The 23,013-nt window shown below is 70.6% G+C and carries 24 protein-coding genes; 12 read left to right on the forward strand and 12 right to left on the reverse strand.

Translation table 11 applies throughout. The features are described from left to right. Nucleotides 1–34: 34 nt before the first annotated feature. From RM779_RS24345 to RM779_RS24370, 6 genes are all read right to left on the reverse strand, one after another. A complete protein-coding gene (locus RM779_RS24345; protein WP_311620022.1) occupies nucleotides 35–271 on the reverse strand; it encodes a helix-turn-helix domain-containing protein in 237 nt (78 codons plus the stop codon). A gap of 276 nt (nucleotides 272–547) precedes the next feature. Further along, the gene (locus tag RM779_RS24350; RefSeq protein ID WP_311619886.1) at nucleotides 548–1,378 is read right to left on the reverse strand and encodes a phosphotransferase family protein; all 831 of its coding nucleotides are present in this window, start codon (nucleotides 1,376–1,378) and stop codon (nucleotides 548–550) included. Nucleotides 1,379–1,436: 58 nt separating this feature from the next. After that, nucleotides 1,437–1,961 carry a nucleoside/nucleotide kinase family protein gene (locus RM779_RS24355; RefSeq protein WP_311619887.1) on the reverse strand — a complete coding sequence of 175 codons (525 nt, stop codon included), beginning with the start codon at nucleotides 1,959–1,961 and terminating at the stop codon, nucleotides 1,437–1,439. A gap of 53 nt (nucleotides 1,962–2,014) precedes the next feature. Further along, nucleotides 2,015–2,251, reverse strand: coding sequence for a hypothetical protein (locus RM779_RS24360; RefSeq protein WP_311619888.1), 237 nt, complete (start codon nucleotides 2,249–2,251; stop codon nucleotides 2,015–2,017). Next, nucleotides 2,248–2,448, reverse strand: a complete 201-nt coding sequence (locus RM779_RS24365; RefSeq protein ID WP_311619889.1) for a hypothetical protein — start codon at nucleotides 2,446–2,448, stop codon at nucleotides 2,248–2,250. Before RM779_RS24365 ends, RM779_RS24360 begins: the two co-directional genes overlap by 4 nt. After that, nucleotides 2,441–2,854, reverse strand: coding sequence for a hypothetical protein (locus RM779_RS24370; protein WP_311619891.1), 414 nt, complete (start codon nucleotides 2,852–2,854; stop codon nucleotides 2,441–2,443). Before RM779_RS24370 ends, RM779_RS24365 begins: the two co-directional genes overlap by 8 nt. Nucleotides 2,855–3,078: 224 nt before the next feature. On the opposite strand from RM779_RS24370, the gene RM779_RS24375 reads away from it, so the two are divergent. The 6 genes from RM779_RS24375 to fxlM all read left to right on the forward strand — a co-directional run bounded on the left by RM779_RS24375 (nucleotide 3,079) and on the right by fxlM (nucleotide 11,006). After that, on the forward strand, nucleotides 3,079–4,413 hold the full coding sequence (locus tag RM779_RS24375) for a hypothetical protein (protein WP_311619892.1): 1,335 nt from the start codon (nucleotides 3,079–3,081) through the stop codon (nucleotides 4,411–4,413). Between the two features lie 22 nt (nucleotides 4,414–4,435). Next, nucleotides 4,436–4,993 (forward strand): GNAT family N-acetyltransferase, encoded by a 558-nt coding sequence (locus RM779_RS24380; RefSeq protein WP_311619894.1) that lies wholly within the window; start codon nucleotides 4,436–4,438, stop codon nucleotides 4,991–4,993. A gap of 220 nt (nucleotides 4,994–5,213) precedes the next feature. After that, nucleotides 5,214–5,393, forward strand: a complete 180-nt coding sequence (gene fxlA, locus RM779_RS24385; protein WP_311619895.1) for an FxLD family lanthipeptide — start codon at nucleotides 5,214–5,216, stop codon at nucleotides 5,391–5,393. Nucleotides 5,394–5,491: 98 nt separating this feature from the next. Then, entirely contained in the window at nucleotides 5,492–8,545 is a 3,054-nt protein-coding gene (locus RM779_RS24390; RefSeq protein WP_311619896.1) for a lantibiotic dehydratase, read from the forward strand. Further along, complete coding sequence (locus RM779_RS24395; protein WP_311619898.1) at nucleotides 8,542–9,699, forward strand: lanthionine synthetase C family protein; 1,158 nt, start codon at nucleotides 8,542–8,544, stop codon at nucleotides 9,697–9,699. The genes RM779_RS24390 and RM779_RS24395 overlap by 4 nt, the downstream gene beginning before the upstream one ends. Nucleotides 9,700–9,794: 95 nt before the next feature. After that, nucleotides 9,795–11,006: a methyltransferase, FxLD system gene (gene fxlM, locus RM779_RS24400; protein WP_311619899.1), complete on the forward strand. Its 1,212-nt coding sequence runs from the start codon at nucleotides 9,795–9,797 to the stop codon at nucleotides 11,004–11,006. Here the strand turns inward: fxlM and RM779_RS24405 are convergent, their stop codons facing one another. Further along, the gene (locus RM779_RS24405; protein ID WP_311619900.1) at nucleotides 11,007–11,894 is read right to left on the reverse strand and encodes a class I SAM-dependent methyltransferase; all 888 of its coding nucleotides are present in this window, start codon (nucleotides 11,892–11,894) and stop codon (nucleotides 11,007–11,009) included. It abuts the gene before it with no gap. Between the two features lie 77 nt (nucleotides 11,895–11,971). Between RM779_RS24405 and RM779_RS24410 the strand changes: the two genes are divergently transcribed. From RM779_RS24410 to RM779_RS24425, 4 genes are all read left to right on the forward strand, one after another. Continuing rightward, complete coding sequence (locus RM779_RS24410; protein WP_311619901.1) at nucleotides 11,972–12,724, forward strand: hypothetical protein; 753 nt, start codon at nucleotides 11,972–11,974, stop codon at nucleotides 12,722–12,724. Between the two features lie 34 nt (nucleotides 12,725–12,758). After that, on the forward strand, nucleotides 12,759–13,658 hold the full coding sequence (locus RM779_RS24415; RefSeq protein WP_311619902.1) for an aminoglycoside phosphotransferase family protein: 900 nt from the start codon (nucleotides 12,759–12,761) through the stop codon (nucleotides 13,656–13,658). A gap of 374 nt (nucleotides 13,659–14,032) precedes the next feature. Further along, a complete protein-coding gene (locus RM779_RS24420) occupies nucleotides 14,033–15,523 on the forward strand; it encodes a pyridoxal phosphate-dependent decarboxylase family protein (RefSeq protein WP_311619903.1) in 1,491 nt (496 codons plus the stop codon). Beyond that, nucleotides 15,520–16,851 carry a lysine N(6)-hydroxylase/L-ornithine N(5)-oxygenase family protein gene (locus RM779_RS24425; protein WP_311619904.1) on the forward strand — a complete coding sequence of 444 codons (1,332 nt, stop codon included), beginning with the start codon at nucleotides 15,520–15,522 and terminating at the stop codon, nucleotides 16,849–16,851. Before RM779_RS24420 ends, RM779_RS24425 begins: the two co-directional genes overlap by 4 nt. On the opposite strand, the gene RM779_RS24430 is transcribed toward RM779_RS24425, so the two are convergent. Both RM779_RS24430 and RM779_RS24435 read right to left on the reverse strand, forming a co-directional pair. Beyond that, nucleotides 16,839–17,627, reverse strand: a complete 789-nt coding sequence (locus RM779_RS24430) for a dioxygenase family protein (protein ID WP_311619905.1) — start codon at nucleotides 17,625–17,627, stop codon at nucleotides 16,839–16,841. The two genes, RM779_RS24425 and RM779_RS24430, sit on opposite strands and share 13 nt — an antisense overlap. Before the next feature lie 27 nt (nucleotides 17,628–17,654). Continuing rightward, complete coding sequence (locus RM779_RS24435; RefSeq protein ID WP_394813380.1) at nucleotides 17,655–18,227, reverse strand: DoxX family protein; 573 nt, start codon at nucleotides 18,225–18,227, stop codon at nucleotides 17,655–17,657. 114 nt (nucleotides 18,228–18,341) lie between these two features. Here RM779_RS24435 and RM779_RS24440 point away from each other — a divergent pair, with 114 nt between their 5' ends. Continuing rightward, a complete protein-coding gene (locus RM779_RS24440; protein ID WP_311619906.1) occupies nucleotides 18,342–18,806 on the forward strand; it encodes a MarR family winged helix-turn-helix transcriptional regulator in 465 nt (154 codons plus the stop codon). Continuing rightward, complete coding sequence (locus tag RM779_RS24445) at nucleotides 18,806–19,234, forward strand: GntR family transcriptional regulator (protein WP_171987819.1); 429 nt, start codon at nucleotides 18,806–18,808, stop codon at nucleotides 19,232–19,234. The genes RM779_RS24440 and RM779_RS24445 overlap by 1 nt, the downstream gene beginning before the upstream one ends. Nucleotides 19,235–19,241: 7 nt before the next feature. Here RM779_RS24445 and RM779_RS24450 read toward each other — a convergent pair whose 3' ends face one another. From RM779_RS24450 to RM779_RS24460, 3 genes are all read right to left on the reverse strand, one after another. Next, nucleotides 19,242–20,918 carry a glycoside hydrolase family 13 protein gene (locus tag RM779_RS24450; RefSeq protein WP_311619907.1) on the reverse strand — a complete coding sequence of 559 codons (1,677 nt, stop codon included), beginning with the start codon at nucleotides 20,916–20,918 and terminating at the stop codon, nucleotides 19,242–19,244. A 115-nt stretch (nucleotides 20,919–21,033) separates the two neighbouring features. Next, nucleotides 21,034–22,056: a LacI family DNA-binding transcriptional regulator gene (locus RM779_RS24455; RefSeq protein WP_311619908.1), complete on the reverse strand. Its 1,023-nt coding sequence runs from the start codon at nucleotides 22,054–22,056 to the stop codon at nucleotides 21,034–21,036. Between the two features lie 227 nt (nucleotides 22,057–22,283). Then, nucleotides 22,284–22,910 carry a hypothetical protein gene (locus RM779_RS24460; RefSeq protein WP_311619909.1) on the reverse strand — a complete coding sequence of 209 codons (627 nt, stop codon included), beginning with the start codon at nucleotides 22,908–22,910 and terminating at the stop codon, nucleotides 22,284–22,286. Between the last annotated feature and the right edge of the window lie 103 nt (nucleotides 22,911–23,013).

The following is a 23,013-nucleotide window of genomic DNA, read 5'->3' on the forward strand; positions in this document are numbered from 1 at the left end:
GGAGGGATGTCCCATGCATCGAGCGCGATGCTGATCAAGGTGAGCAGTGCATCCAACTGCTCGGCCTGGAGCATGTGAATGTAGGCTGTCCGTGGAGCACGGATACGGTCACGCCGAGCGCGCGTGCGACGCTGGCTTCTACGATCGGGCTGACCGAGCGTGTCCCGCTCTCGATTCGGGAGAGCTGTGATGCGGAGATATGGGCTCGTCGGCCAAGTTCGGTCAGGGAGAAGCCGCGGATGGCGCGCAGCTCTTGGATGCGCGTTCCGATTCCGTGGCCCTCTCGGGGCGTGGCGGTGCGATCGCGCTACTGACCTCGCCTGTGCTGTATTCGACCTCGACACTCGAAACGGTACTCCGGGCGGTTCGTGCCGTGGAACGACGAATGGCTTGCCCCCTCACACCGGCGGGGCCGCTGCGCTATCTTCCGCACGCGCAATGTTCAGGCACCCCCACCGATGGTCGACCGCAGCCGGTCGACCTCGGCATGCCGGACCTCCAGGTGCTGAAGGCGACGGCCATGAATCAGTCTCGGCTCGGAAGGCTATCAGTGCCTGGCATTGGTAAGAAGTGCGGACAGCCGGGCGGCTTGCCGCTCGGCCGTTCCCGGCCGGTTGCGGGGATGCTGAGGGTCGTCAAAGGACAGGAGGAACAACCAGACGAGCGCCAGCAGCCTGCGGCACTCCGTCAACCGCACACGTTCGGCGGCGGCCAGGTCGAACAGATCGAGGAAGGCCTCCACGTCGAGGGGTGGGCCGACCCAGCTGGCCACATGCTCCGTGATCTCCGCCAGTTCGAAGGGCCGGTCGCTGAGACCAGAATCCTCGAAGTCCACGATCCGCACGCGAGTGCCGTCCCACAGATAGTTGGCGAGGTTGCCGTCCCCCGGGCCGAAAACCATCGGGACGTCTGATTGGCTGGCTCGTTCCATGCCTGAACGGGCCAGCCAATCAAGGCCGCGGTCCATGGCCTCGCCCACCTCATCGCTGACTCGCGGGCGAGCCTGCGGCGCCCAGGCGCGGATCTGGGCGACCAGTTGATGCTGCTGACCAGGCCGGACGGGGATCTCAGCCAAAACTTCCGCAGGCACAGCCCCATAGAGCTCGCTCGCTGCCGCGGCCAAAGCCTTGAGCCGCTGATCGTCGAGCGGCTCTCCTCGCATCGGCTCACCAGGCACGCGTGACATCACCACCACCGGCTCCTCCGCCGCAAGGTCCGCCCTTTGAGGGACCGGAGCCAATCCCGGTGCATACGCGGCGAGCAACGTCAGCGCCCGCCACTCCCGCTCGCACTTTCCACGACACTCACGCCGGAACCTCTTGATCACGCTGTCGGACCGGAGCTCGACGGCGTGGGTACTCCATGGAACGGAAGTCATAAGACGCGATCTTCCCAGCAGCCGCCCTGGCTCAGCAGGCTTCCAGATCGATGCCTCCCTACCAGGCGGCTGCCTGAATTACTTGGCGGGCGATGTCTTGGACCGACCGTCCGTCCGTCGGGATGCGGACGGTGTCCGCAGGAGCCTTCTCACTGAGATGCTGTGCCATCCACAGGCTCCGCTTGATGTGAACGGCAAGCTGGGAACCGATTTCCCGTTGGGCGAGCCGCTTCCTCACGGTGGCCTCCTCGGCCGTGAGCAGGACACAGGTGGACGTGATCACGCCGCCGCCCATCGCCTGTCTGATCATGGGCTCATCAAGGATGCTCACCGTGTTGGTGTAGACGAGGCGGTGCTGACCCAGAGCGGCGTAATTGGACCATACTGCCGCGATGTTCCGTTCCGTGATCGCTGCGCGGTGGGGGTCACCGGCGGGGGCCGGATGGATCTGGTCCATGTAGTCCCCCTCGATCAGACAGTGCGCCGTTCCCTTCGTCTGCAGTGCCGCGGATACCTCCCACCCGACAGTCGTCTTCCCGACGCCTGCACCACCGCCGATGAGTAACAGTTCGTAAGCGGTCATGGCTGCCAGCCTGGCAGGGCGCGGGCCGCCCTGGCATGTGGTTTTTGAGCTGGTCAGGGGCTGTGGTGGTGTCTGCGGGGGAGGCGGGGGTTGGTGCGGCGGGCGGCCCATAGGGTGGTGGTGCGGTTGATGACGAATGATTCGCCGGAGCTGAAGAGGAGGCGTTTGGCGCCGCCGCGCATGGCGGTCATGTCGGTGACGGTGAAGGTGTGGCCGCCGATCATGAGTTGGTCGCCGCGGGCGATGGTTGCGGCGTCCACTTCGACGGATACCAGTACTCCGGCGTTCACGATCGCGCCTCGCAGTTCGGTGTGCAGGCGCGCAGCGGGTGGCTGTTCACGGTGGCGAGGACGCGGGAGCGTTCGGCGGGGTGGTGGCCGAGCCAGGTCCGGCACAGTACGCAGGCGGTCCCGGACCACTGCCGTGGCGTCAAGTCCCGTTCGAGGTCGAGGCCCATCAGCAGGACGGGCAGCGGTGCGTCAGGCACGGCTGCCTCCTCGGGCGGGGAGGATGTGCCCCAGGGCGTCGAGGAGCAGTGGCGGGTCGGTCAGGCAGGTGGTTGTGGGCCGGATCAGCCACCGGGTGGCGGGTGCGCCGCTCCAGGGGCCATCGCACCAGGCGGCCGGCGGGATCGCCACCACTCGTGGTGCCCGAAGCACGTCCACTCCGGGGGCCCGTTCCTCCCAGCCGTCGGCGGCACCGGGTGGCACGAGCCAGGTCACGTCTTCCGCGACCTGGTCCTGCACGATGGGGCCGGAGTGCTTGCGAAGCCGGTTGACGACCCGCATCCCGACGAACGTCGGCAACCGCACCCCGTCCCACCACCGGCCACACGGCAACGACTCCACACCCTCGTGCGGAATCCAGTCGGGCAATACTTCGGATCTTGCCATGGTCGGCTCCTCTCGGCGATGTGACCACTTCGTCACGTACAGAGAGCGTGTCTGTCTGCCCGTCGCATAGGCACCCTCATCTGCCCCTCATACCTTGAGCCTTGTGTGATGCTCCCCCGCCGTCTGCCCCGCATCGCTCCCCCAGCTGTTCCAGGCCTGGTTCCCGGAATGTGCCTCCGGACTTACTGTCGTTACAGGTCGCCACGTCTCAGATGGGGGACGACATGAGTACTCTTCTCCGCGTCTTGCTCCGACAGCGCAACTGGTCGTATTCAACTTTCCGGAGTCATCTCGAAAAGGCCGCGCGTGAGCTGGCCGAGACGGACGGCACCCCGGGCCTCGGAGCACTTTCTGTCTCCGAGAGCTCTTACGAACGGTGGTGCGCCGGCACGGTAACGCCGCAGCCGGATGCCCGGCGGGTACTTGAGCGCTTGTTCGGTTTTTCCGCTGACGAACTCCTTGCGCCTGTCGCCACCCCTGCTGCCCCGGCTCGCGGCGACCTGGGTTCCGCCGCCGAGGACGACGACTCGGACCAACACGACTTGAAAAGGAGCGCGGCAATGGCAGCGCAGAGAGCAATGAAATGGGCGATGACGGCCGAGTCGCAGCAGGTGGGACCAGAAACAATGGCCCATATGCGAGAAGAAGTCCACAGGCTTGCCGTGGCCTACCCGCGCGTGGCACTCGGCACGATCCTCGACGACCTCGTGGACGTTCAGGACACCATCTTCCGCATCTTGGAGAGCGGGTGGACCAAGCCCGGCCAAGCCCGCGATCTTCACCTTCTGGCAGCGCTCGCGTCCGGCATACTGGCCAAGGCCAGCCACGATCTGGGCGATCCCGTGAGCGCCATGCGGCAAGCACGTGCCGCCTACATCTGCGCCGACCAGGCCGATCATGCCGCCGCGCGCGGATGGATTCGTGGCCTGCAAAGCCTCGTCGCCTACTGGGCCGGGCGTCCGGAAGACGCCGCCCACTATGCCCGTAGCGGCGAGGCCGCTACGCCGCAGGATACCGGCACAGTCCGTGTCTGGCTGGCTGGCCTGCAAGCCCGCGCCGCGGCAGTCCTCGGCGATGCCGACGGCATGTCGGCGGCGATCCGCAAGGGGGAGGACGCGCGTGACCGGGTGCAGCTCGATGATCTTGACGCGATCGGTGGGCTGGTGACCTTCCCTTACGTTCGAGAGCTGTACTACACCGCTGAGGCGGAGGTGTTGCTCCCAGGGGCAACACCCACCGCGGAGCAGCGGGCCGTCGCAGCCGTGGCAGCCTACGAGAGTGCCGACCGGGCTGATTGGGCCTATGGCGACGAAGCCGGGGCCCGGACCAACCTGGCCCTCGCTCGCATCTCCGGTGACCAGTTGGACGGGGCTGCCGAGGCGATTCGACCCGTTCTCGATCTCCCTACGGGCCAGCGCACTGCCGGAATCGTCATCAGTGCTCAGCGCGTTCACCGGGCCTTGGCCGAGACCCCGAGCAGGAACGCACTTCCGGCCCGGGAACTGCGGGTCGAGATCGAGGCGTTCGCCGCTGCCCCCGCACGCACACTTTCTCGATGACCTCCCGGGGTAAAGTTCCCGGGTGCACCCGGTGAGCCGTAACAGCGAACGTCTCCTCCTCCGAGAGCTGACCTTGGACGATGTGACCGCCGTTCATGCGATCTACGGCAGTCCTGCCGCGACGGAGCACCTTTCGTTCGAGCCCCGCAGCCGTGAACAGGTCGGCCACATCGTGGCTCGTTCGATGGTTTCCGCGCTCGCCGCACCGCGTGAGGAGTACGCCTTGGCCGTCTGTGAGCGGGAGGCCGGACGACTCGTCGGGTATGCCCGCCTGGCGCTGGACGGCCAGGGGCAGCAGGCGGCGACGATCGGGTTCGCCCTGCATCCCGAAGTCTGGGGCGCGGGCTACGGAACGGAGTTGGTCCGGGCTCTTCTCACCCTCGGCTTCGAGGACTTGCGGCTGCACCGCATCTGGGCGGCGAGGTCTCCGGAGAACGGAGCCTCGCAAACCGTCCTTGACCGGGCCGGGCTCGTCGAGGAGGGCCGCATCCGGCACCACGTCCATGTCCGGGGTGCTTGGCGCGACTCCATCGTGCACTCGGCCATCCGTGACGAGTGGACGTCCGCCCCTCCAGTGTGAGGAGCGGCCCGCCCGGTCGGCTCCATAGGGCATCCGGAAGTGACACGTTGAGGGCATGAGTTCAGGCTGATGCCCACCGGAAAGGGCTGCCGAAGACGCACCACGGGCTTACCCACAGGCGACTTGCCAGGACCCGGGTTCCCTCTGGCCGGGCCGGGCAGGTCTGCACCACCCCCCGTCCAACGGGCGGGGGTGTCCGGAAAAAGATCGAGGAGGTCCGATGACCACCGCAACAACCTTGGAGGAGGCCGCAGGGGCATCCGCAGGCGAAAGCGTCGACGACGTCTTCGCCCTTGAGGTGCACGTCATCGCCGATGTGCACCAGGACCTGATGCCCACGGCCTGCGACACCAACGACGGCTGCAAGGGCACCTGCGCGTCGGCCTGTACCAGCACCTAATCCAAAGCCGGATACCGGTCCTGCCCAGGAGGGCTGGAGGAGCGGATGTTCCTCCAGCCCCACCCCGTTTCTCCTCCCGGCCGGAAGGTAGGGAACCGATGCGCACATCGACCGGCACACCGTTGTACCGGCACACGCGTGCGGCCGTTCTACGGGCCGCCTCCGTCCCGCTGACATCCGACCCGGATATCTGGCCCGAGCCGAGTGACCCCGGCGCCGTGCGGGCCTGGCTGGAGCGTGTGTGGTCCGATCCGCAAACCGCGGAGGCCGTCCGCTTGGCCAGCCCCACCCTCGCCCACCGCATTGACACCGCCCGCGCCGGCGGCGAGCTGTCGGCCAGGCAACTCCGCCGCGTCACACTGTCCACCGCCCGCTACCTGCTGCGGGCGACCGGCCGCCCGACTCCGTTCGGCCTGTTCGCGGGCGTAGCGCCGGTGACCGTGGGCGACACGGCCTGGACGTCTTTCGCTGGCAGCCACCGCGGCACCGCCGGTGCGGACGCGCAGTGGCTGGCCGACATCACCAGCCGCCTGGAGGCGAACGATGAGTTGCTGAACCGTCTCCCCGTTGTCTTCACCAACTTGGCCCAGCCCCGCGGCCGGTACCTCCAAGTGCCCCATGGTCCCGGCCGGGTGGCCATCCGCAACACGGCTGCGGTCACCGTGGCCAAGGAGGCGGCAGCCTCCCCCGTGCCCTTCCGCTCCCTGGCCGGGAAGCTGGCCGATCGGTTCCCCGCTGCCGGGCCTGGCGTGGTGCGCAGGATGCTCACTGAGTTGATCCGCCAGGGGTTCTTGATCACCAGCTTGCGGGCTCCGCTCACCGTGGCCGATCCGCTGGAGTACCTGATCACACGCCTGCGTGAGGCCGGCGCCGACACCGTGGCTGGGGCCGCCGGGTGGCTGGAGGAGCTTCAGGCCGTCCACCGTGAGGTGCACCGCCACAACCACGTATCCACTCCCGGCGAGCAAGCCCGGCTCCGTGCGGCGCTCACCGGCCGGATGCGCCGGGTCCCGACGGCCGGACGGACCCCGCTGGTGATCAACCTTCGCCTTGGTTGTGAGGCGCAGATCCCCCGCAGCGTCGCGCATGAGGCGGAGCGGGCCGCGTCCGTGCTGCTGCGGCTGACGCGCGAGCCGACCGGACCGGCCGCCTGGCGCGAGTGGTACACCGCCTTCTGCGAACGCTACGGCACTGGCACCCTGGTACCGCTGGGGGAAGTCCTCCACCCGGACGCGGGGCTGGGCTATCCGGCAGGCTATCCCGGCAGTGTCTACCCCCAGCCCCGTTCGGTGCTCACTGCGCGGGACGAGCGACTGGCCACGCTGGCCTGGCAGGCCATGGCCGACGGAAGCCGTGAGATCACCCTCACCGACGAGCTGATCCACTCGCTCGCCGCCGACCTCCTCGATGAGCGGTACATCCCACCGCATGTGGAGGTCTCCGCCCGCATTCACGCGGTCAGCCCACAGGCCATCGGCCGCGGCGAATTCACGCTCTCCGTCGCCCCCGGCCGCTCGGCCGGAACCTTCACGGCGCGGTTCGCCGACATCACTGGACCGGCCCTTGCGCATGTGTACGGGGCATTACCAACCGTGACCGATGGGGCCCTGGCCGCGCAACTATCCACCCCACCCATTTACCCCCACGCGCAGAACATCTGCCGCACACCCCTCTTCCTGCGCCACGTGATCCCGCTCGGCGAACACCGCGCTCCGGAGGCGGGGGTGGAGGTGATCGAGCTGGAAGACCTGGCACTGACCGCCACCCGCGAACGGCTCCACCTGGTCAGCATCTCCAGGCGCCGGGTGGTCGAGCCGCAGATCTTCCACGCACTGGCGATCGAGAAACAACTGGTGCCGCTGGCCCGGTTCCTCACCCAGATCTCCCGCGCCGGCCTGGCCGCCTGGACCGAGTTCGACTGGGGCCCGCACGCCCGGCTGCCCATCCTGCCCCGCGTGCGCTACCGCCGCACCATCCTGTCCCCGGCCCGGTGGCGGCTGACCGCCCGCGACCTGCCCCAGGCGGCTGCCGATCCCACCGGCTGGCACTGTGCCCTGACAGAGTGGCGGGACCGCTGGCAGTGCCCGGCCGCGGTCGAGCTGCGGGAGGAGGACCGCAGCCTCCGCCTCGACCTCGACGTGCCGCTGCATGCCGCCCTCGTCCACGCCCACCTGGGACGGTACGGCACAGCCATCCTGGCTGAATCCGCCGACAGCGCCGACGAGTTGGGTTGGATTGGTGGACACGCCCACGAGGTCGCCCTGCCGCTGGTCGCGGCGGGCCCGCTCGCGCCGAACCCGCTCGTCGGCTCGCTGCCCGTGGTGACCAATCACGGCCACGGGCAGGCTCCCGCTTCGGCGGCCTCCCGCTGGCTGAATGCGAGGATCTCCACCCACCCCGAACGGATGGACGAGATCATCGCCGACCATCTGCCCGGTCTCCTCGCCGAACTCGGCGAGGAGACCTCGTACTGGTTCGTGCGCTACCGCAGTGCGCGTGAGACCGACCACATCCGCTTGCGCGTCCGCATCCCAAGCGATGACGAGGCCACGGTCTGCACGCAGGCGGTCGCGCGGTGGGCCGACCAGCTACGGGGCGAGCGGCTCGTCGGCCCCTTGGCCTTCGGTACTTACCACCCCGAGACCGGCCGCTACGGCACCGGCACGGCCATGGAGGCAGCCGAGACCGTCTTCACCGCAGACTCGGAGGCCGTCGCCGCACAGCTCCGCCACCTCACCGCCTCCGCCGTCTCCCCTATCGCTCTGACCGTCTGGGGCATGGTGGACACCGTCCGCGGGTTTCTCGGCGCCGAGCAGGCGATGCGGTGGCTGTCCAGCCACCCCGTTCCCGCCGTCAGGCAGACAGCTGACCGCGTGACGGCTGGCGAGGCCGTACGCCTTGCCCAACACCTCACCCCGGACAGCTTTTCCGGCCAGATCGCCGCAGCCTGGCAGGCACGAGCCAAAGCCCTCGCCGCATACGCCGCAGTGCTGCCGGACGGCATGAACACCGACGCGGTCCTGGAGTCGCTGCTGCACATGCACCACAACCGGGCCCGCGGCATCGACCGCGACGGCGAGGCCGTCTGCCGCCGCCTGGCCAGGCAAGCAGCACTCGCCTGGCACCACCAGAAGGGAGGCGAAGCCCGGTGATCCCGCTGACCCCGCCGAGTAGCCCGCCCCCCGGCTGGGGCCAGTCCCTGTCCACTGGCGCCGCCGGAATTGCCCTCGCCCACATGATCGCGGCCGGCACCGGTCGCCGCACCTGGGCCACGGCACATACCTGGGCCGCGGCCATGACCCGCGAACCGGTGCTCGCCCACCCTGATGTCTGCGGCCTCTTCCACGGCGCCCCCGCCATCGCGTTCACGCTCCACACCGCCGCCCAGCCCGCCTACCACGATGCACTGGCCACCCTCGACGGGCACATCATGCGCCTTACCCGGGCCTGCCTGGATGCCGCACATCGGCGCATCGACCGCGGTGAGCTGCCCCGAATGCGTGAGTTCGACCTGATCAGCGGCCTGACCGGTATCGGCGTCCACCTTCATCACCGACACCGCGGTGGCGATCTGCTGGCCGAGGTGCTGTCCTACCTGGTGCGATTGGCCGCGCCGTTGACGATCGGCAGCGAGGTACTGCCGGGCTGGTGGACCACCGACAACACCAACGGCCGCCCCTGCCCCGACGGCGGACACGGCAACCTCGGCATGGCCCACGGCGTCACCGGCCCACTCGCCCTGCTGGCCACCACCCTCAGGCACGGCATCATCGTTCCCGGACACATCGAGGCCATCGAACAGATCACCACCTGGCTGGACTCCTGCCGCCAAGGCACCGAGGGCGCGCCCTGGTGGCCGGAGATCGTATCCCGTACCGAACACCGCGAAGGCACCGTCCGCCAGCGCGGTCCTGGGCGACCCTCGTGGTGTTACGGCACCCCGGGCCTGGCCAGAGCCCAGCAACTTGCCGCTCTCGCCCTCAGCGACACCGACCGGAAGCAACAAGCCGAACAGGCCCTGGCCGCTTGCCTCGCCGACGAACGTCAACTCGCCCAGCTCAGCGACACTTCCGTATGCCACGGCTGGGCCGGACTCCTCCAGGCCGCCCGCCGGACCGCCGCCGACGCACACGACCAAGAGATTGCCACCCGTCTGACCGCGCTGCGGCAACGGCTGGACGGCCACCTGCACCACCGCATACCCGACGGCCACGGGCTACTGGAGGGCACCGCGGGCATCGAGCTGACCTGCTCCACCGCCAGCGAGACAGTGGCCTGGGACACCTGCCTGTTGCTGGCCGGATGACGGCCTGTCGCACTTCGCCCCCGCGCTCAACTCATTAGCATCTGCTCTCCGCTTGGTCCGGCGGGCACCTCACGGAAGGATTTTCCCGAACATCGATGAACGCCACTACCCACACCTCGCCTGAGGCCCTGCGGTCAGCCATGGTCGACCAGCTCACCGCCGAAGGCTCTCTCGCCTCCGACCGGGTCGAGCAGGCCATGCGCGACGTACCCCGCCACCGGTTCGTGCCGGCCGCCGATCTTGAGGACGCCTACGCGGACCAGGCCGTCATCACCAAGCGCGCCGAGGACGGGACCGCCCTCTCCTGTGCGTCCGTGCCGTCCGTCGTCGCCATGATGCTTCAGCAACTCGACGTCCACCCCGGGCGGCGCATTCTGGAGATCGGCGCCGGCACCGGCTACAACGCCGCCCTGCTCGCCCACCTCACCGGCGAAGACGGTCACGTCGCCACCGTCGACATCGATCCGGAAGTAACCGACCAGGCCACCAAGGCGCTGGAAGCCACCGGCTACGGCCGCGTCCACGTAGCCACCCGCGACGGCGCCCTGGGAGACGCCGAGAATGCTCCTTATGACCGTCTGATTGTCACCGTCGGCGCTTGGGACCTCCCACCCGCTTGGTGGAACCAACTTGCCGTCGGCGGCCGGCTGGTGGTGCCGCTGCGCTGGCGCGGCCAGACTCGCTCCGTCGCTTTCGTCCGTGAAGCCGGCCACCTGCGTTCCGACGATGTCGAACTCTGTGGTTTCGTGCCCATGGTCGGTCAGGACGGCGAACGCGACGGCACCATCGCCTCAGGCCGCCACGTCACCCTGTACTGGGACGCCGACCAGCCCATCGACCCGGTCGCCCTGCACGACGTCCTCAGCCAGCCGAAGGCGAAGGCCTGGTCTGGAGTGACGGTCGGCCCGTACGACTCGTTCGACGGCGTGTGGCTTCGCCTCACCGGAACCGAACCCGGCACCTGCCGCATCGCCGCCGACACCACCGCCGTTCAAACCGGCCTGTGCACTCCCGTCATCCCCGTCCGCAGCCCCGCACTGGCCCAAGACGGCTCGTTGGCGTACTTGACCGTGCGCCGCCTTGAAACCGCCGAGGGGACCGAACGCCGCTCCGAACTCGGCGCAATCGGCCACGGCCCCGCCGGGCGACAACTCGCGGAAAGGCTATGCGCACAGACCCGGGCCTGGGACCAGGACCGCGCCGGCCAACCCATCATCACCGCCCACCCCGCGGACACCGAAGACGAGAAACTCCCCGGAGGGCTGGTCATCGACAAGCATGCTGTTCGCCTCGTCATCACCTTCTGATCACGCCCAGCTCGTGCCGCCCTGCCGAGCGGCGCCTGCACGCCGACCACCGGAGGTGGGTGACACTGCCAGTTCGATGAGGTAACGCTTGGTCACCCGGCCGCCGTGCCGTTTGTCGATCAGGTTTGCGATGCATTCCAGCAGTCCGGTCCTGGCGGCTTCCGGAAGGGCCCGGTGGCCGGAGTAGGTGCGCAGCAGATCCAGGTAGTCCGACGTCGTGTACGTGAGGTCTTGTTCGTGGCGGCGGAAGACCGTGGGGCCGAACCGGCCGCTCAGTGCGACCTCGTGCGCATGGTCCGAGCCGTCGATGTCGGCGGCCGGGGGAAGCCGCAGCCCGGGTGGGGTGTCCGGATCGAAGCGCTCGTAGCAGCGCTGGACCTCGACGAAGAACTCCTCGGTGCCGCCCCTCACATGCTGCGTTCGCACCACGGCGAGCGTCCCGCCCGGGCGCAGTGCCTCGGCGGCCTTCGCCATCCGCACGGCCGGGTCGATCCAGTGGAACGCGGTCGCCGCGACGACCACGTCGAACGGTTCCTCCGGCAGCGGCCAGCTCTCGAAGTCCGCCGTCACCACCTCCACCGCCGCGGCCCCGGCAAGATTGCGGCGGGCGACGGCGGCCATGTGCGGGCCCGCCTCGACGGCCGTGATCCGGCAGCCGAGCCGGGCGAGAGGCACGGTCAACTGTCCGGTGCCGCAGCCCACCTCCAGCACGTGGCCGCCGGGGCGGGCGCCCGCGAGTTCCGCGAGGTCGTCGTACAGGCCCGGCGGGTATCCGGGCCTGGCCCGGTCGTACAGCTCAGCGTCCTCGTCGAAAGTCCGGCGCAGGCCCTCCCGCCGGGATTCCTCGGGCCGGTCGTCGCGCTTCGCGTGCGTCATGTCGTCGGGCATGTGGAGCAGCCTAGAAGGCTGCCTTAGCGTGGTCCCGGCTCGTCCGACCGAGGCGGCCGAGACGTGAGGGCGGCGGCGTGACCGAGGTGAGCATCAGGTTCGAGGCCCGCCCGCATGTGTATGCCGAGCTCGTCGCCCCGGACGGGTCCGACGATCAGCTGGACTTCGCCGTGCTGGCCGTCGACGCGCTTTTCGCTCTCGGGGACGGTCTTTTCGAACCGCTCGCGGTGAACGTCGAACTCGCCTGCTGTGACGCCGAATTCGGCTACCCGCTCAGGGAGCCGGAGCCGACCGCGCGCTTTCACCAGCTACGGGTCGCCGCGCCGCCGGAATGGGTCCGAATTCCAAATATCTGGAACAGGCTCCTGGTGGCCCGGCGCGAGCGGCTGGACCGTGCCGTCATCCTGGACTGGTTCCGCACCATCCTCGCCCAGCAGGAGTGCTCGGGGTCCGACACCAGGACCGGCTGGATCGAACTGATCGTCGAAGCAGTCCGGGTGCGCCTGCCCGAGGCGACGCGCGCTCTTCTCGAAGGCGACGGCAGCGACGGCAGCGAGCTGCCGGTGTCCTGCGGTAACGGGGTGATCCGCTTTCCCGTCGAGAAGTCCGCGGGCGAACTGTGGGTGGCCGGCCCGCTCGACTGGTATTCCGGCAGCGCTCCGTTCGGGGTGCGGATCGTCAACGAAGCAGGGAACCTGTCTCTCGACTTGTCGCTCAACTGGTTGCCCTGGATCGACGAGGACGGCGCGGGCCCCGCCATCGGGGCTGCCGTCGGCCGGCTCTCGGCCATGGGATGGGATGTGGTGCCCGCCGACCGGAAAGGCGTTTGACGCTCGTCGGCGTCCGGCGGTCGGATGGCGTGCCATGAGCACAGGGAGCACAGGGAGCACAGGACAAGCCATCGACGACGACCTGGTACGGCGGCTGATCGCCGGGCAGTTCCCGCGGTGGGCGGGGTTGGCGGTGGCGCGGCTTCCTTCGGGCGGCACGGTCAACGCCATGTTCCGGCTGGGGGACGACATGGTCGTACGGCTTCCCCTGACGGCCGGCGGGGCAGGCGACGTATCGCTGGAACGAACATGGCTGCCGCGCCTCGCGCCCCGCCTGCCCACGTCCGTTCCCGAGGTGCTCGGCGGCGGGCGGCCCGCCGAGGGGTATCCGTGGCCGTGGTCGGTGTACAAGTGGCTCGCGGGGGAGAACCCGGTGGCGGGGGCGCTGAGCGACCCCGTCGCGCTGGCCGGGGATCTGGCCGCGTTCGTGGCGGCGATGCGGAGCATCACCCTGCCCGGGGCGCCGCAAGCCCACCGTGGCGGGCCGGTCGCCTCGCTCGACGCGGCGACCCGGACCGCGATCGAGGAACTGCGCGGGCTGCCGCAGGAAGGCGTCGACTGTGACGCCGCCGCCGCTGTGTGGGCGGAGGCGCTGGAGGCCCCTGGCTGGAATGGCCCGCCGGTGTGGCTGCACGCCGATCTCATGCCGGGCAACTTGCTGGTGAACGGTGGCAGGCTGACCTCGGTGATCGACTTCGGATGCCTGGGGGTGGGTGATCCGGCGTGCGATCTGTTTCCGGCGTGGAACCTGCTGCCGGCCGATGCGAGGGAGGTCTTCCGCGAGGCGCTGGGTGTGGACGACGCGACCTGGACGCGCGGCCGGGGGCGGACACTGTCGCAGGCGCTGATCGCGCTGCCCTACTACCGGGGGACGAACGCGGCGATGGCGCACAACGCCAGGCACGTGATCCGGACGGTGCTCGACGAGGGCTGAGGCACCGAGGCATCCACTTCCGGTGGGGAGTTCGTCGTACCGAGTGGTGCGCCACCGTCCGCGAGCCCCAGTGCACCCACGGCGGCGTCGATGCCGAAGCGGCGGTCAACCTCCGTTCTGCTCCGGGTGGTTGTGACCCCGGAAGCGGGGGCGTCCGGGCAGGCCCGGTTGACAAACTTAGGTATGCCTAACCTAAATTGATCCGGTGGGCGGAGACCGCGGGAGCACCCGGGGCTTCCGTCCGCCGAGCCTGCCCCGGCGTACGCCCCAGCCCCCGAAAGCAGCCGCTCGCCGCCGCAGCACGCCGCCGCAACACGCCGCCAAGACAAGGGACACCCCGAGAACCCATGAGCATGCCCGGCCATGCCCCACCCGTGCCCGCGCCCCCCACGCTCCTGGAGCCCGATCTGCTGGCCGCCGACCCGGCCGGCCTCGCCGACGTCGGGCGACTCGTCACCGAGCTGACCAGGGAGGCCGCCGGAGCCCTGCGCCGCCGCACAGGGCCGCTGCCCGCTCTCACCCCGCAGGAGCTGGCGCGTCTGCTGGACGCCCAGCTGCCGGAAGGCCCGCTGCCCCGCACCGGCGGTGGCCGGGAGGCCGTCCTCGCCCTCGCCCGTTCCTACGCCGCCCACACCGTCGACCTCGCCGACCCGCACGCCGCCGCGCATCTCCAGCCGCCCGCCCTGTCGGTGGCCGCCGCCGCGGATGTGCTCGCGTCCGTCTTCAACGCCTCGGTCGACACCTGGGACAGCGGCCCCTACGCGGTCGAGATCGAACGCCGCGTCGTCCGTGCGCTCGCCGCGCTCGCCGGCTACGGGCCGGAGGGGGACGGTGTCCTCACCCCGGGCGGCACCGCCTCCAACCTCCAGGCCCTGCTGATCGCCCGCGATGCCGCGCTCGGCGCGCGCCGCGACGTCAGGAGCGCCGGGCTCACCGGCCTGGCCGCGGAACCGGTGGTCTACTGCTCGGAGCTGGCGCACTTCTCCGTCGCCCGCGCCTGCGCCGTGCTTGGCCTCGGCGAGGACGCCGTGCGGCTGATTCCCGCCGACGGCGCCCACCGCATGCGCACCGACGAGCTGGCCCGCGCGCTCGCCGGGCGCCGCGAGAACGAGGTGCCGATCGCCGTCGTCGCCACCGCGGGCACCACCGACTACGGCTCGGTGGACCCGCTGCCCGAGATCGCCGCCCTGGCCGCCCGCCACGGCGTGCGGTTGCACGTGGACGCGGCCTACGGCGGCGGCGCGCTGTTCTCCGACCGGATGCGCCCCCTGCTCGACGGTATCGAGGCGGCCGACACGGTCACCATCGACCTGCACAAAACGGCCTGGCAGCCCGCCGCGGCCAGCGTTCTGCTGGCCAGGGACGGCCGCGACTTCGCGGCCACCACCGGGTTGCGCGTCGCCTACCTCAACCCGGACGACGACGGCGCGGCGGGCTACGACGGGCTGCTGGGCCACTCGCTGGCGACCACCAGGCGGGCCGACGCGCTGAAGGTCGCGGCCACCTTCCTGGCGCTGGGTCAGGAGGGGATCGGCGCCATGCTGGACGCCTGCCACGACCTGGCCCTGCACGCGGCGGGCACGGTGACCTCCCACCCCCGGCTCGAACTCACCGCGGCGCCCACCCTCACCACCGTCGTCTTCCGCTACCTGCCCCGCGCCCGGGGCGCCGACGCCGACGCCGTCAACGGCGCCCTCCGCCGCCGCCTCCTCGCCCGCGGCACCGCGCTCATCGGCCGCACCGACGCGGCGGGCGGGGTCCGGTTGAAACTGACCCTGCTCAACCCGCAGGCCACCAAGAACGACATCGACGAACTCATCGCCGCGGTCGTCGCCGCCGGCTCCGCCGTGGAGGAGGCGGCGTGAGCGGCGACGCTGCCGAGCCCGAGGTGCTCGATCTGGCGGCGGTCGGCATCGGGCCGTTCAACCTCTCGCTCTCCGCCCTCGCCGACGAGGTCGACGGCCTCTCGTTCGCCGCCTTCGACCGGCGGCCCGCCTACGACTGGCACCCGGGCCTGATGTTCGACTGGGCGTCGCTCCAGGTCGGCTTCCTCGCCGACCTCGTCTCGCTGATCCGGCCCACCAGCCCCTGGTCGTTCCTCAACTACCTGGTCGAGCACGACCGGATGTACCCGTTCTACATCGCGGAACGTTTCCACGTGCCGCGGCGCGAGTACGCCGACTACTGCGCCTGGGCCGCGGCCCGGCTGCCCGGCTGCCGGTTCGGCGCCTCGGTCGACGAGGTGCGCTGGGACGCCGCGCGCGATCTGTGGGAGCTGACGGTGCGCGACACCGGCACCGGCCGCACCGCCGTCCACGCCGCGCGCAACCTCGTGCTCGGCGTCGGCACCGAGCCGGCGCTGCCGCCCGCCCTCGCGAAGGCGGCGGAGGTGGCGGGGGACCGGGTCTTCCACTCCGGCGAGCACCTGAACCGCGTCGACGGGCTGACCGCAGCCGGGGTGCGCGACGTCACGGTCGTCGGCTCCGGGCAGTCCGGCGCCGAGGTCTTCCTCGACCTGCTGCGGCGCCAGCGCGAGGCGGGCTGGGCGGTCACCTGGCTCACCCGGTCCTGGGGCTTCGCCCCGCTGGACTACTCCAAGCTGGTCCTCGAATACACCACGCCCGCCTACATGCGGTACTTCAACGGCCTCGAACCGGCCGTGCGCGACCGGCTGATCACCTCCCAGTGGCAGCTGTACAAGGGCATCGACACCGAGACGATCGACCTCATCCACGACGAGCTGTACGACCACCTGCTCGACGGCGACCGCCCGCCGGTGACCCTGCTGCCTGCCACCGCCCTGCTGGACGCCCGGGTGGCGGACGGCACCGTGCGGCTCACCACCGCACATGCGGACACCGGCAGCCGGGCCGAGCGCACCACCGGCGCCGTGGTCGCGGCCACCGGCTACGCCGGGCGCCGCCCCGACTGCATCGCGCCGGTGGAGAAGCTGATCTCCTGGGACGACAAGGGCCGTTACGACGTGACGGCCGGTCACCGGGTGCGCACCGTTCCGGAGGTGAGTGCGGGTCTCTTCGTGCAGAACGCGGAGCTGCACACGCACGGTGCGGCGGCCCCAGACCTGGGGATCGGCGCCTACCGCGGCGCGCTGATCCTGAACGCGGTGGCGGGCCGCGACGTCTTCCGCGTCCCGCGCAGGACCGCGTTCCAGACGTTCGGTCAGCCCAGCTGAACGGACCGCTTGGCGAGGCCGGCCCAGAAGCCGTCGATCACCGTCCGCTGCCGGGACAGGTCGGCCTCGCCCGCGCCGAGCGCGAGGAACAGCGGCGCGAAGTGCTCGGTGCGCGGATGCGCCCGCCGCCCGGCGGGTGCCCGCACGGCGAAGTCGAGCAGCCCGTCGACGTCCCCGCCCGCCAGGGCCTCCGCGCCCCAGGCGTCGAACTCCCGCGACCAGCCGGGCGCCTCCCGCGGCCCCGAACCCCAGGTCAGCTCCGAGAGGTTGTGGGTGAAGAAGCCGCTGCCGACGATCAGCACGCCCTCGTCGCGCAGCGGCGCGAGACGGCGGCCGAGCCGGAGCAGCCGCTCCGGCTCCAGGGTCGGCATGGACAGCTGGAGCACCGGGATGCGGGCGTCCGGGTACATCTCGGCCAGCGGCACGTACGCGCCGTGGTCCAGGCCGCGGCCGGGGGCGTCGTGCACCGGAACGCCGGGCCCGGCGAGCAGCCCGCGCACGCGCTCGGCGAGCCACGGCGCGCCCGGCGCCGGGTAGGTCACGCGGAAGTAGCGCTCGGGAAAGCCCCAGAAGTCGTAGGTCAGGGGGACCGTGGTGGTCGCGCCCAGCGTGAGCGGGGCGCTCTCCCAGTGCGCGGACACCATCAGGACCGCCCGCGGCCGGGGCAGCAGCGCCGCCCAGGCGGCGAGCTGTCCGGGCCACAGCGCGTCGTCGGCCAGGGGCGGCGCCCCGTGGCTCAGGTACAGCACGGGCATGCGCGCGGCGGTGTCCTTCATCGGCTTTCCTCGTGGGACGCGGGGATGTCAGTCGCGCAGCAGCAGGACGATGACCGCCGTCACCACGGCGAGGCCGAGCGCGGCGGCGCCGTAGGTCGTGCGGTGGGTGCGCAGCGCGGGAACGGGCAGCAGCGGGTCGACGGCGAGGCGCCCCGGTCCGGTGAGCGCGAGCGATGCGGCACCGAAGCCCATGATCATGGCGTACTCGTAGCCGGCGGGCAGGAAGAATCCACTTTCCCAGTGCACGGCGAAGACGGCGTTGATCATGGTGCCGAGCACCGCCGCCGCGGCCAGTGGCGTGAACAGACCGAGGGCGAGCCCGAGTCCGCCGAAGGTCTCCGACAGACCGGCCACCAGGGCCATGGTCTCGCCGGACGGATAACCCATGGATGTGAAGCCCGCTCCGGTGGCGTCCAGTCCCGCGCCGTCGAACCAGCCGAACAGCTTCTGGCTGCCGTGCGCGGCCATGGTGAGGCCGACGGCGAGGCGGAGGAGAAGCAGGCCGAGGTCGAGCCCGGCGGGTGCCTGCCCGAGGAGCGGGGCGGGGGCTGCGGCGGGCGGAGCGATGGGCGCGGTACCGGTCGTGGTGGGGGACGTCACGGGCGGCCTCCTGCGGGGGCGCTGTCGATACGGGGGGCTGGTTCAAATTAAAACAACTACCGGGCCGACAGTACTCGGCACTTCAGATCCGAACAACCTCCCTATGATGGCCGTATGGCGAAAACCCGGTGGCTCGACGAGCAGGAAATGGCGGCCTGGACAGCGTTCCTCGAAGCCAGCCACCGCGTGTTCCGCAGCGTTGAGCAGCAGCTGAAGGAGGAGGCCGGCCTCTCCCACCCGCAGTACGAGATTCTGGTCAAGCTCGCCGCCGCCGGCGGTGCCGGGCTGCGGATGACAGAGTTGGCCGAATCCCTCATCACGTCGAAGAGCGGCCTCACCTACCAGATCGGCCGCCTTGAGGAGCGCGGGCTCGTCGTACGCGGTGAGGTCCCCGGCGACATCAGGGGCGTCACGGCCCGGCTCACCGACGCGGGCGTCGCCGCCCTGCGCGCGGCCGCGCCCGGCCACGTGGCGCGGGTGCGCGAGGTGCTGATAGACGGCCTCGACCGCCACCAGCTGACCGTCCTCGCCGAGGCCCTGGGCGAGGTCAGCGACCGCCTGCGCGAGCACGGGGCGTGATGCCGCCGGATCGCGGCTGCGGCACAATCGCCTCCGTGAAGGTCACCATCGATTCCCGGGCGCCCGGCGCGCCCTACGAGCAGCTCCGCGCGCAGATCGCCGAGCAGGTACGGCGCGGGCAACTGCCCGTCGGCTACCGGCTGCCGACCGTCCGCGGGCTCGCGGACGAGCTGGGGCTCGCCGCGAACACCGTGGCCAAGGCCTACCGCGCGCTGGAGAGCGACGGCGTGGTGGAGACCAGGGGCCGCAACGGCACGTTCGTCGCCGCGGCCCGGGACGCCGCCGCGCGGGAGGCAGCGGCGGCGGCCCAGACCTACGCGCAGCGCGTCGCCCGGCTCGGCCTGGACCGCGCCGCGGCCGAGGCCGTGGTCCAGGACGCGATCCGCGCCGCCTACCCGACCGGGGACGCGCGCCCCCCGACCGGATAGCCGGCGGTCAGGCGCGCGACGCGCCGCCGCCCCACAGCCACACCGTGGTGTCGGGCGGCAGGGTCCCGTTCGTGATCCGGTCGCTGGTCAGCAGCACGCCCCAGTTCTTCGGGAGGGGGAACGGTTCGCCCGAGAAGTTGACGACGCAGCGCAGCACCGGCGACCGTTCGAACGCCAGCACGCCCTTGGGCGCGTCCAGCCAGCGCAGCGACTCGCCCTTGAACCCGGGCTGGTCCTGACGCAGCCGCAGCGCCGAACGGTACAGCTCCAGCATCGACGCCGGAATCCCGGACTGCGTCTGCGCGGTCAGCGACTCCCAGCCGGCCGGCTGCGGCAGCCACGGCTTGCTGCCCTTGGGCCCGAAGCCGAACGGGCTGTCGGACCCCGACCAGGGCAGCGGCACCCGGCAGCCGTCCCGGCCGCGCACCGTGTGGCCCGACCGCTCCCACGTGGGGTCGGCCAGCACCCCCTCCGGCAGGTCCTCGACCTCCCAGAGGCCCAGCTCCTCGCCCTGGTACAGGTAGGCGCTGCCGGGCAGCGCCAGCATCAGCAGCGCCGCCGCCCGCGCCCGCCGCAGCCCGAGCCCGAGATCACTCGGCCCCGGGTCCACGTCGTGCTCGTGCGTGCACGTCGCGGCGCGGCCGTACCGGGTGACGTGCCGCGGCACGTCGTGGTTGGAAAGCACCCAGGTCGAGGGCGCGCCCACCGCGCCGAGCGTGGTGACGCAGCGATCGATCACCGCGCGTAGCTCCTCGGCGTCCCAGGCGGACTTCAGGAACGAGAAGTTGAACGCGGTGTGCAACTCGTCCTGCCTGACGTACAACGGCAGCCGGTCGTCGTTCACATGGGCCTCGGCGATGAACAGCCGGTCGCCCGCATAGGAGTCGGCGATCTTCCGCCACGTCTGGTAGATCTCGTGCACGCTGTCGAGGTCCCAGTGCGGGTGCTTGTCGAGCTGCCGGTCCTCGTCGAACAGCACCCCCTCCGGCAGGCCGAGGTCGGGCAGGGCGGGGTCCTTGGCCAGACCGTGGGCCACATCGATACGGAACCCGTCCACGCCCCGGTCGAACCAGAAGCGCAGGATCGACTCGAACTCGGCCCGCACTTCGCGGCTGGACCAGTTGAGATCGGGCTGCTCGGAGGCGAACAGGTGGAGGTACCACTGCCCGGGCGAGCCGTCCGGCTCGGTGACCCGGGTCCAGGCCCGGCCGCCGAAGCGGCTGCGCCAGTCGTTCGGCGGCTCACAGCCACCGGGTCCGCGGCCGTCCCTGAAGACGTACCGGTCCCGTTCCGGTGAGCCGGGAGGCGCGTCGACCGCCTCCGTGAACCAGCGGTGCCGGTCGGAGGTGTGGTTGGGCACGATGTCCAGGACGACGCGGATGCCGAGGGCGTGCGCCTCGGCGATCATCTCCTCGCCCTCGGCCAGCGTGCCGAAGACCGGGTCGATGCCGCGGTAGTCGGCCACGTCGTAGCCGCCGTCCGCCATCGGCGACGGATACCACGGATTGATCCACACGGCGTCGACGCCCAGCTCCCTGAGGTAGGGCAGCCGGGCCCGCAGTCCGGCGATGTCGCCGATGCCGTCGCCGTTGCCGTCGGCGAAGCTGCGGATGTAGACCTGATACACGACGGCGGTGCGCCACCAGGGTGCGGCCGTGTTCTGATGAATGCGGGTGCGGGGCACGTATCTTCCATTCCTCTTGCGAGTTGACCCTGGAAAATGCGCGGATTGAGCGGCTCACCGCGCAGTAGTGCGGCTGTGCTGGTCCGGTTCAGGTCCCGGCCGGGGTGAGTGGTGATCATGAGAGAGGCGCGCTGCGTGAGCATGCGCCGGTGGTCCCACGGACGACCAGCCTCGTGGGCACCACCACCCGGGTCGGCTCCTCGCTCGCTCCGGACAGCGCGTCCAGAATCTGACGAGCAAGCAACTCGCCCTGGTGGGATACGGGTTGTGCAATGGTGGTGAGGTCGAGCAGCTCCGCGGTCTCGTGGTCGTCGAAGCCGATGACCGAGACGTCGTCCGGGGCGCGCAGGCCCATCCGGCTCAGCGTGCGCAGCGCGCCGAACGCCATCTGGTCGGACTCGGCGAAGACGGCGGTGGGCGGATCGGGCAGGCTGAGCAGCTGTGCCATCGCCGACGCGCCTTCTTCGATGCCGAGGTGACCCGGGGCTTCGAGATCCGGGTCGTAGGGAATCCCCGCCTGCGCCAGTACGGTGCGGTAGGCATGCTGACGGACGATCGGCGTGGTGAAGCCCCTGGGGTCCCCGAGGGCGCCGGTGATCATACCGATCCTGCGGTGCCCGAGGTTGATCAGGTGGCGGACCGCCGTGCTCGCCCCCTCCGCATTGTCGATGGCGACGTGCCAGCAGCCGGGTATGCGGGTGCCGAGCACGGCTATGGGCACTTCCAGCGACACCAGCGTCTCCGACTCGCTCGCGGAGAGCGGCAGGTTGAGCACGATCAACGCGTCGACGCGGCGGCGGAGCGGCATGCGGGCGAAGAAGCGCTCGTGCACCCGCTCGTCGCCGAGGTTGTACAGCAGTATGTCCAGGTCGTTGGCGCGCAGCACCGTGTCGATGCCGGCCACCACCTGGCTGTAGAACCACCGGTTGACGAACGGCAGGACGACCCCCACCGTTCCGGTCCGGCCGGAGGCGAGGGAGGAGGCGTGCGGGGAGACCGAGTACGACAGCTCCTCCGCGGCGCGCAGCACGCGCTCGCGGGTCGCCTCCGACACGTTCGGCAGCCCGCGCAGGGCCCGCGAGACGGTCGCGGTGGACACCTCCGCGCGCCGGGCGACATCAATGATGCTGGCGGCCATAACCCTCCGATCACGGCAGTGTGCCGAACGTACTGCCGACCGAGGAGGGAATGCAATCGCTTACATGTAAAGATCTTGAGTTCTCGCCGAATTGGTGCGCGTAACCGTCACTTTGACGAGAGAGTCCCTGGTGAAACGCTTGAAACAGGTGATGTAAACGTGTGCAGAAATAGTCACCCGGTGCCTGTCCGCCCCCGAACGGCAGGCACCGGGTGACATCTGCGGCGTCAGGCCCCCAGCTTGTCCAGGGCCGTGCTCAGCGTCGTGCCGAACTCCTCGACGGGCGCGTCCTCCAGGGTGCCCATCTGGCCCCAGTCGACGAGCGTGACCCGCGTGCCGTCCCGGCCCACGCCGAACAGCCGCACACCGAGCCCGGCTTCCTGCGGGGCGGTGTGCACGCCGTACACGTGGCCGCCGTCGGCGGCCTCGACCGGGCCGTAGTCGTCCCAGGCCGCGGCGGCACCCGGATTCTCGCGCAGCCAGTCGGCCGCACAGTCGGCCGCCGCCGTCGACAGCGCGGCGACCAGCGCCTCGGCCCCGGCCTCGTCGCCGGCATCGACGACGACCTGAAGGGCGCTGGTGTCGAGTTCGGTCCAGTACGGCTGGTGCCAGGCGTCCTCGGCGGGCAGCTGGTCCTCGAAGCAGAAGACCGGCCACTCCGGCAGCCCGGCCACGGCACCCGAGGAGTACCAGCCGGTGTCGTGCGCGGGCAGTTCGTCGCCGGTGAGGAACGCCTCGGGCGGTACCTCGGCGGCGGCCGGCTGCGCGCCGGCCGGAACGGTCACGGCCAGGACGCAGGCCGCGGCGAGCGAACCGGCCGCCGCGTAACGGCGGCCGGAGGAAAGAAGATTCACGTGTCCCCCCAGAAGGAACGTGCGGATGTCTGCCGCGAGCAGCCTGCGGGCCGCGCGCCGCGCCCGGCAACAGTTCCGTGCCGATCAGGGACGCGGGGACGTT

Source organism: Streptomyces johnsoniae, from assembly GCF_031845565.1.
Taxonomy (GTDB): domain Bacteria; phylum Actinomycetota; class Actinomycetes; order Streptomycetales; family Streptomycetaceae; genus Streptomyces; species Streptomyces johnsoniae.

Bases quoted from the DNA above. Each gene is read 5' to 3' on its own strand.
- RM779_RS24350 (WP_311619886.1), bottom strand. From the start codon at position 1,378: ATGACTTCCGTTCCATGGAGTACCCACGCCGTCGAGCTCCGGTCCGAC.
- RM779_RS24355 (WP_311619887.1), bottom strand. From the start codon at position 1,961: ATGACCGCTTACGAACTGTTACTCATCGGCGGTGGTGCAGGCGTCGGG.
- RM779_RS24370 (WP_311619891.1), bottom strand. From the start codon at position 2,854: ATGGCAAGATCCGAAGTATTGCCCGACTGGATTCCGCACGAGGGTGTG.
- RM779_RS24375 (WP_311619892.1), top strand. From the start codon at position 3,079: ATGAGTACTCTTCTCCGCGTCTTGCTCCGACAGCGCAACTGGTCGTAT.
- fxlA (WP_311619895.1), top strand. From the start codon at position 5,214: ATGACCACCGCAACAACCTTGGAGGAGGCCGCAGGGGCATCCGCAGGC.
- RM779_RS24390 (WP_311619896.1), top strand. From the start codon at position 5,492: ATGCGCACATCGACCGGCACACCGTTGTACCGGCACACGCGTGCGGCC.
- fxlM (WP_311619899.1), top strand. From the start codon at position 9,795: ATGAACGCCACTACCCACACCTCGCCTGAGGCCCTGCGGTCAGCCATG.
- RM779_RS24405 (WP_311619900.1), bottom strand. From the start codon at position 11,894: ATGCCCGACGACATGACGCACGCGAAGCGCGACGACCGGCCCGAGGAA.
- RM779_RS24415 (WP_311619902.1), top strand. From the start codon at position 12,759: ATGAGCACAGGGAGCACAGGGAGCACAGGACAAGCCATCGACGACGAC.
- RM779_RS24430 (WP_311619905.1), bottom strand. From the start codon at position 17,627: ATGAAGGACACCGCCGCGCGCATGCCCGTGCTGTACCTGAGCCACGGG.
- RM779_RS24440 (WP_311619906.1), top strand. From the start codon at position 18,342: ATGGCGAAAACCCGGTGGCTCGACGAGCAGGAAATGGCGGCCTGGACA.
- RM779_RS24445 (WP_171987819.1), top strand. From the start codon at position 18,806: ATGCCGCCGGATCGCGGCTGCGGCACAATCGCCTCCGTGAAGGTCACC.
- RM779_RS24455 (WP_311619908.1), bottom strand. From the start codon at position 22,056: ATGGCCGCCAGCATCATTGATGTCGCCCGGCGCGCGGAGGTGTCCACC.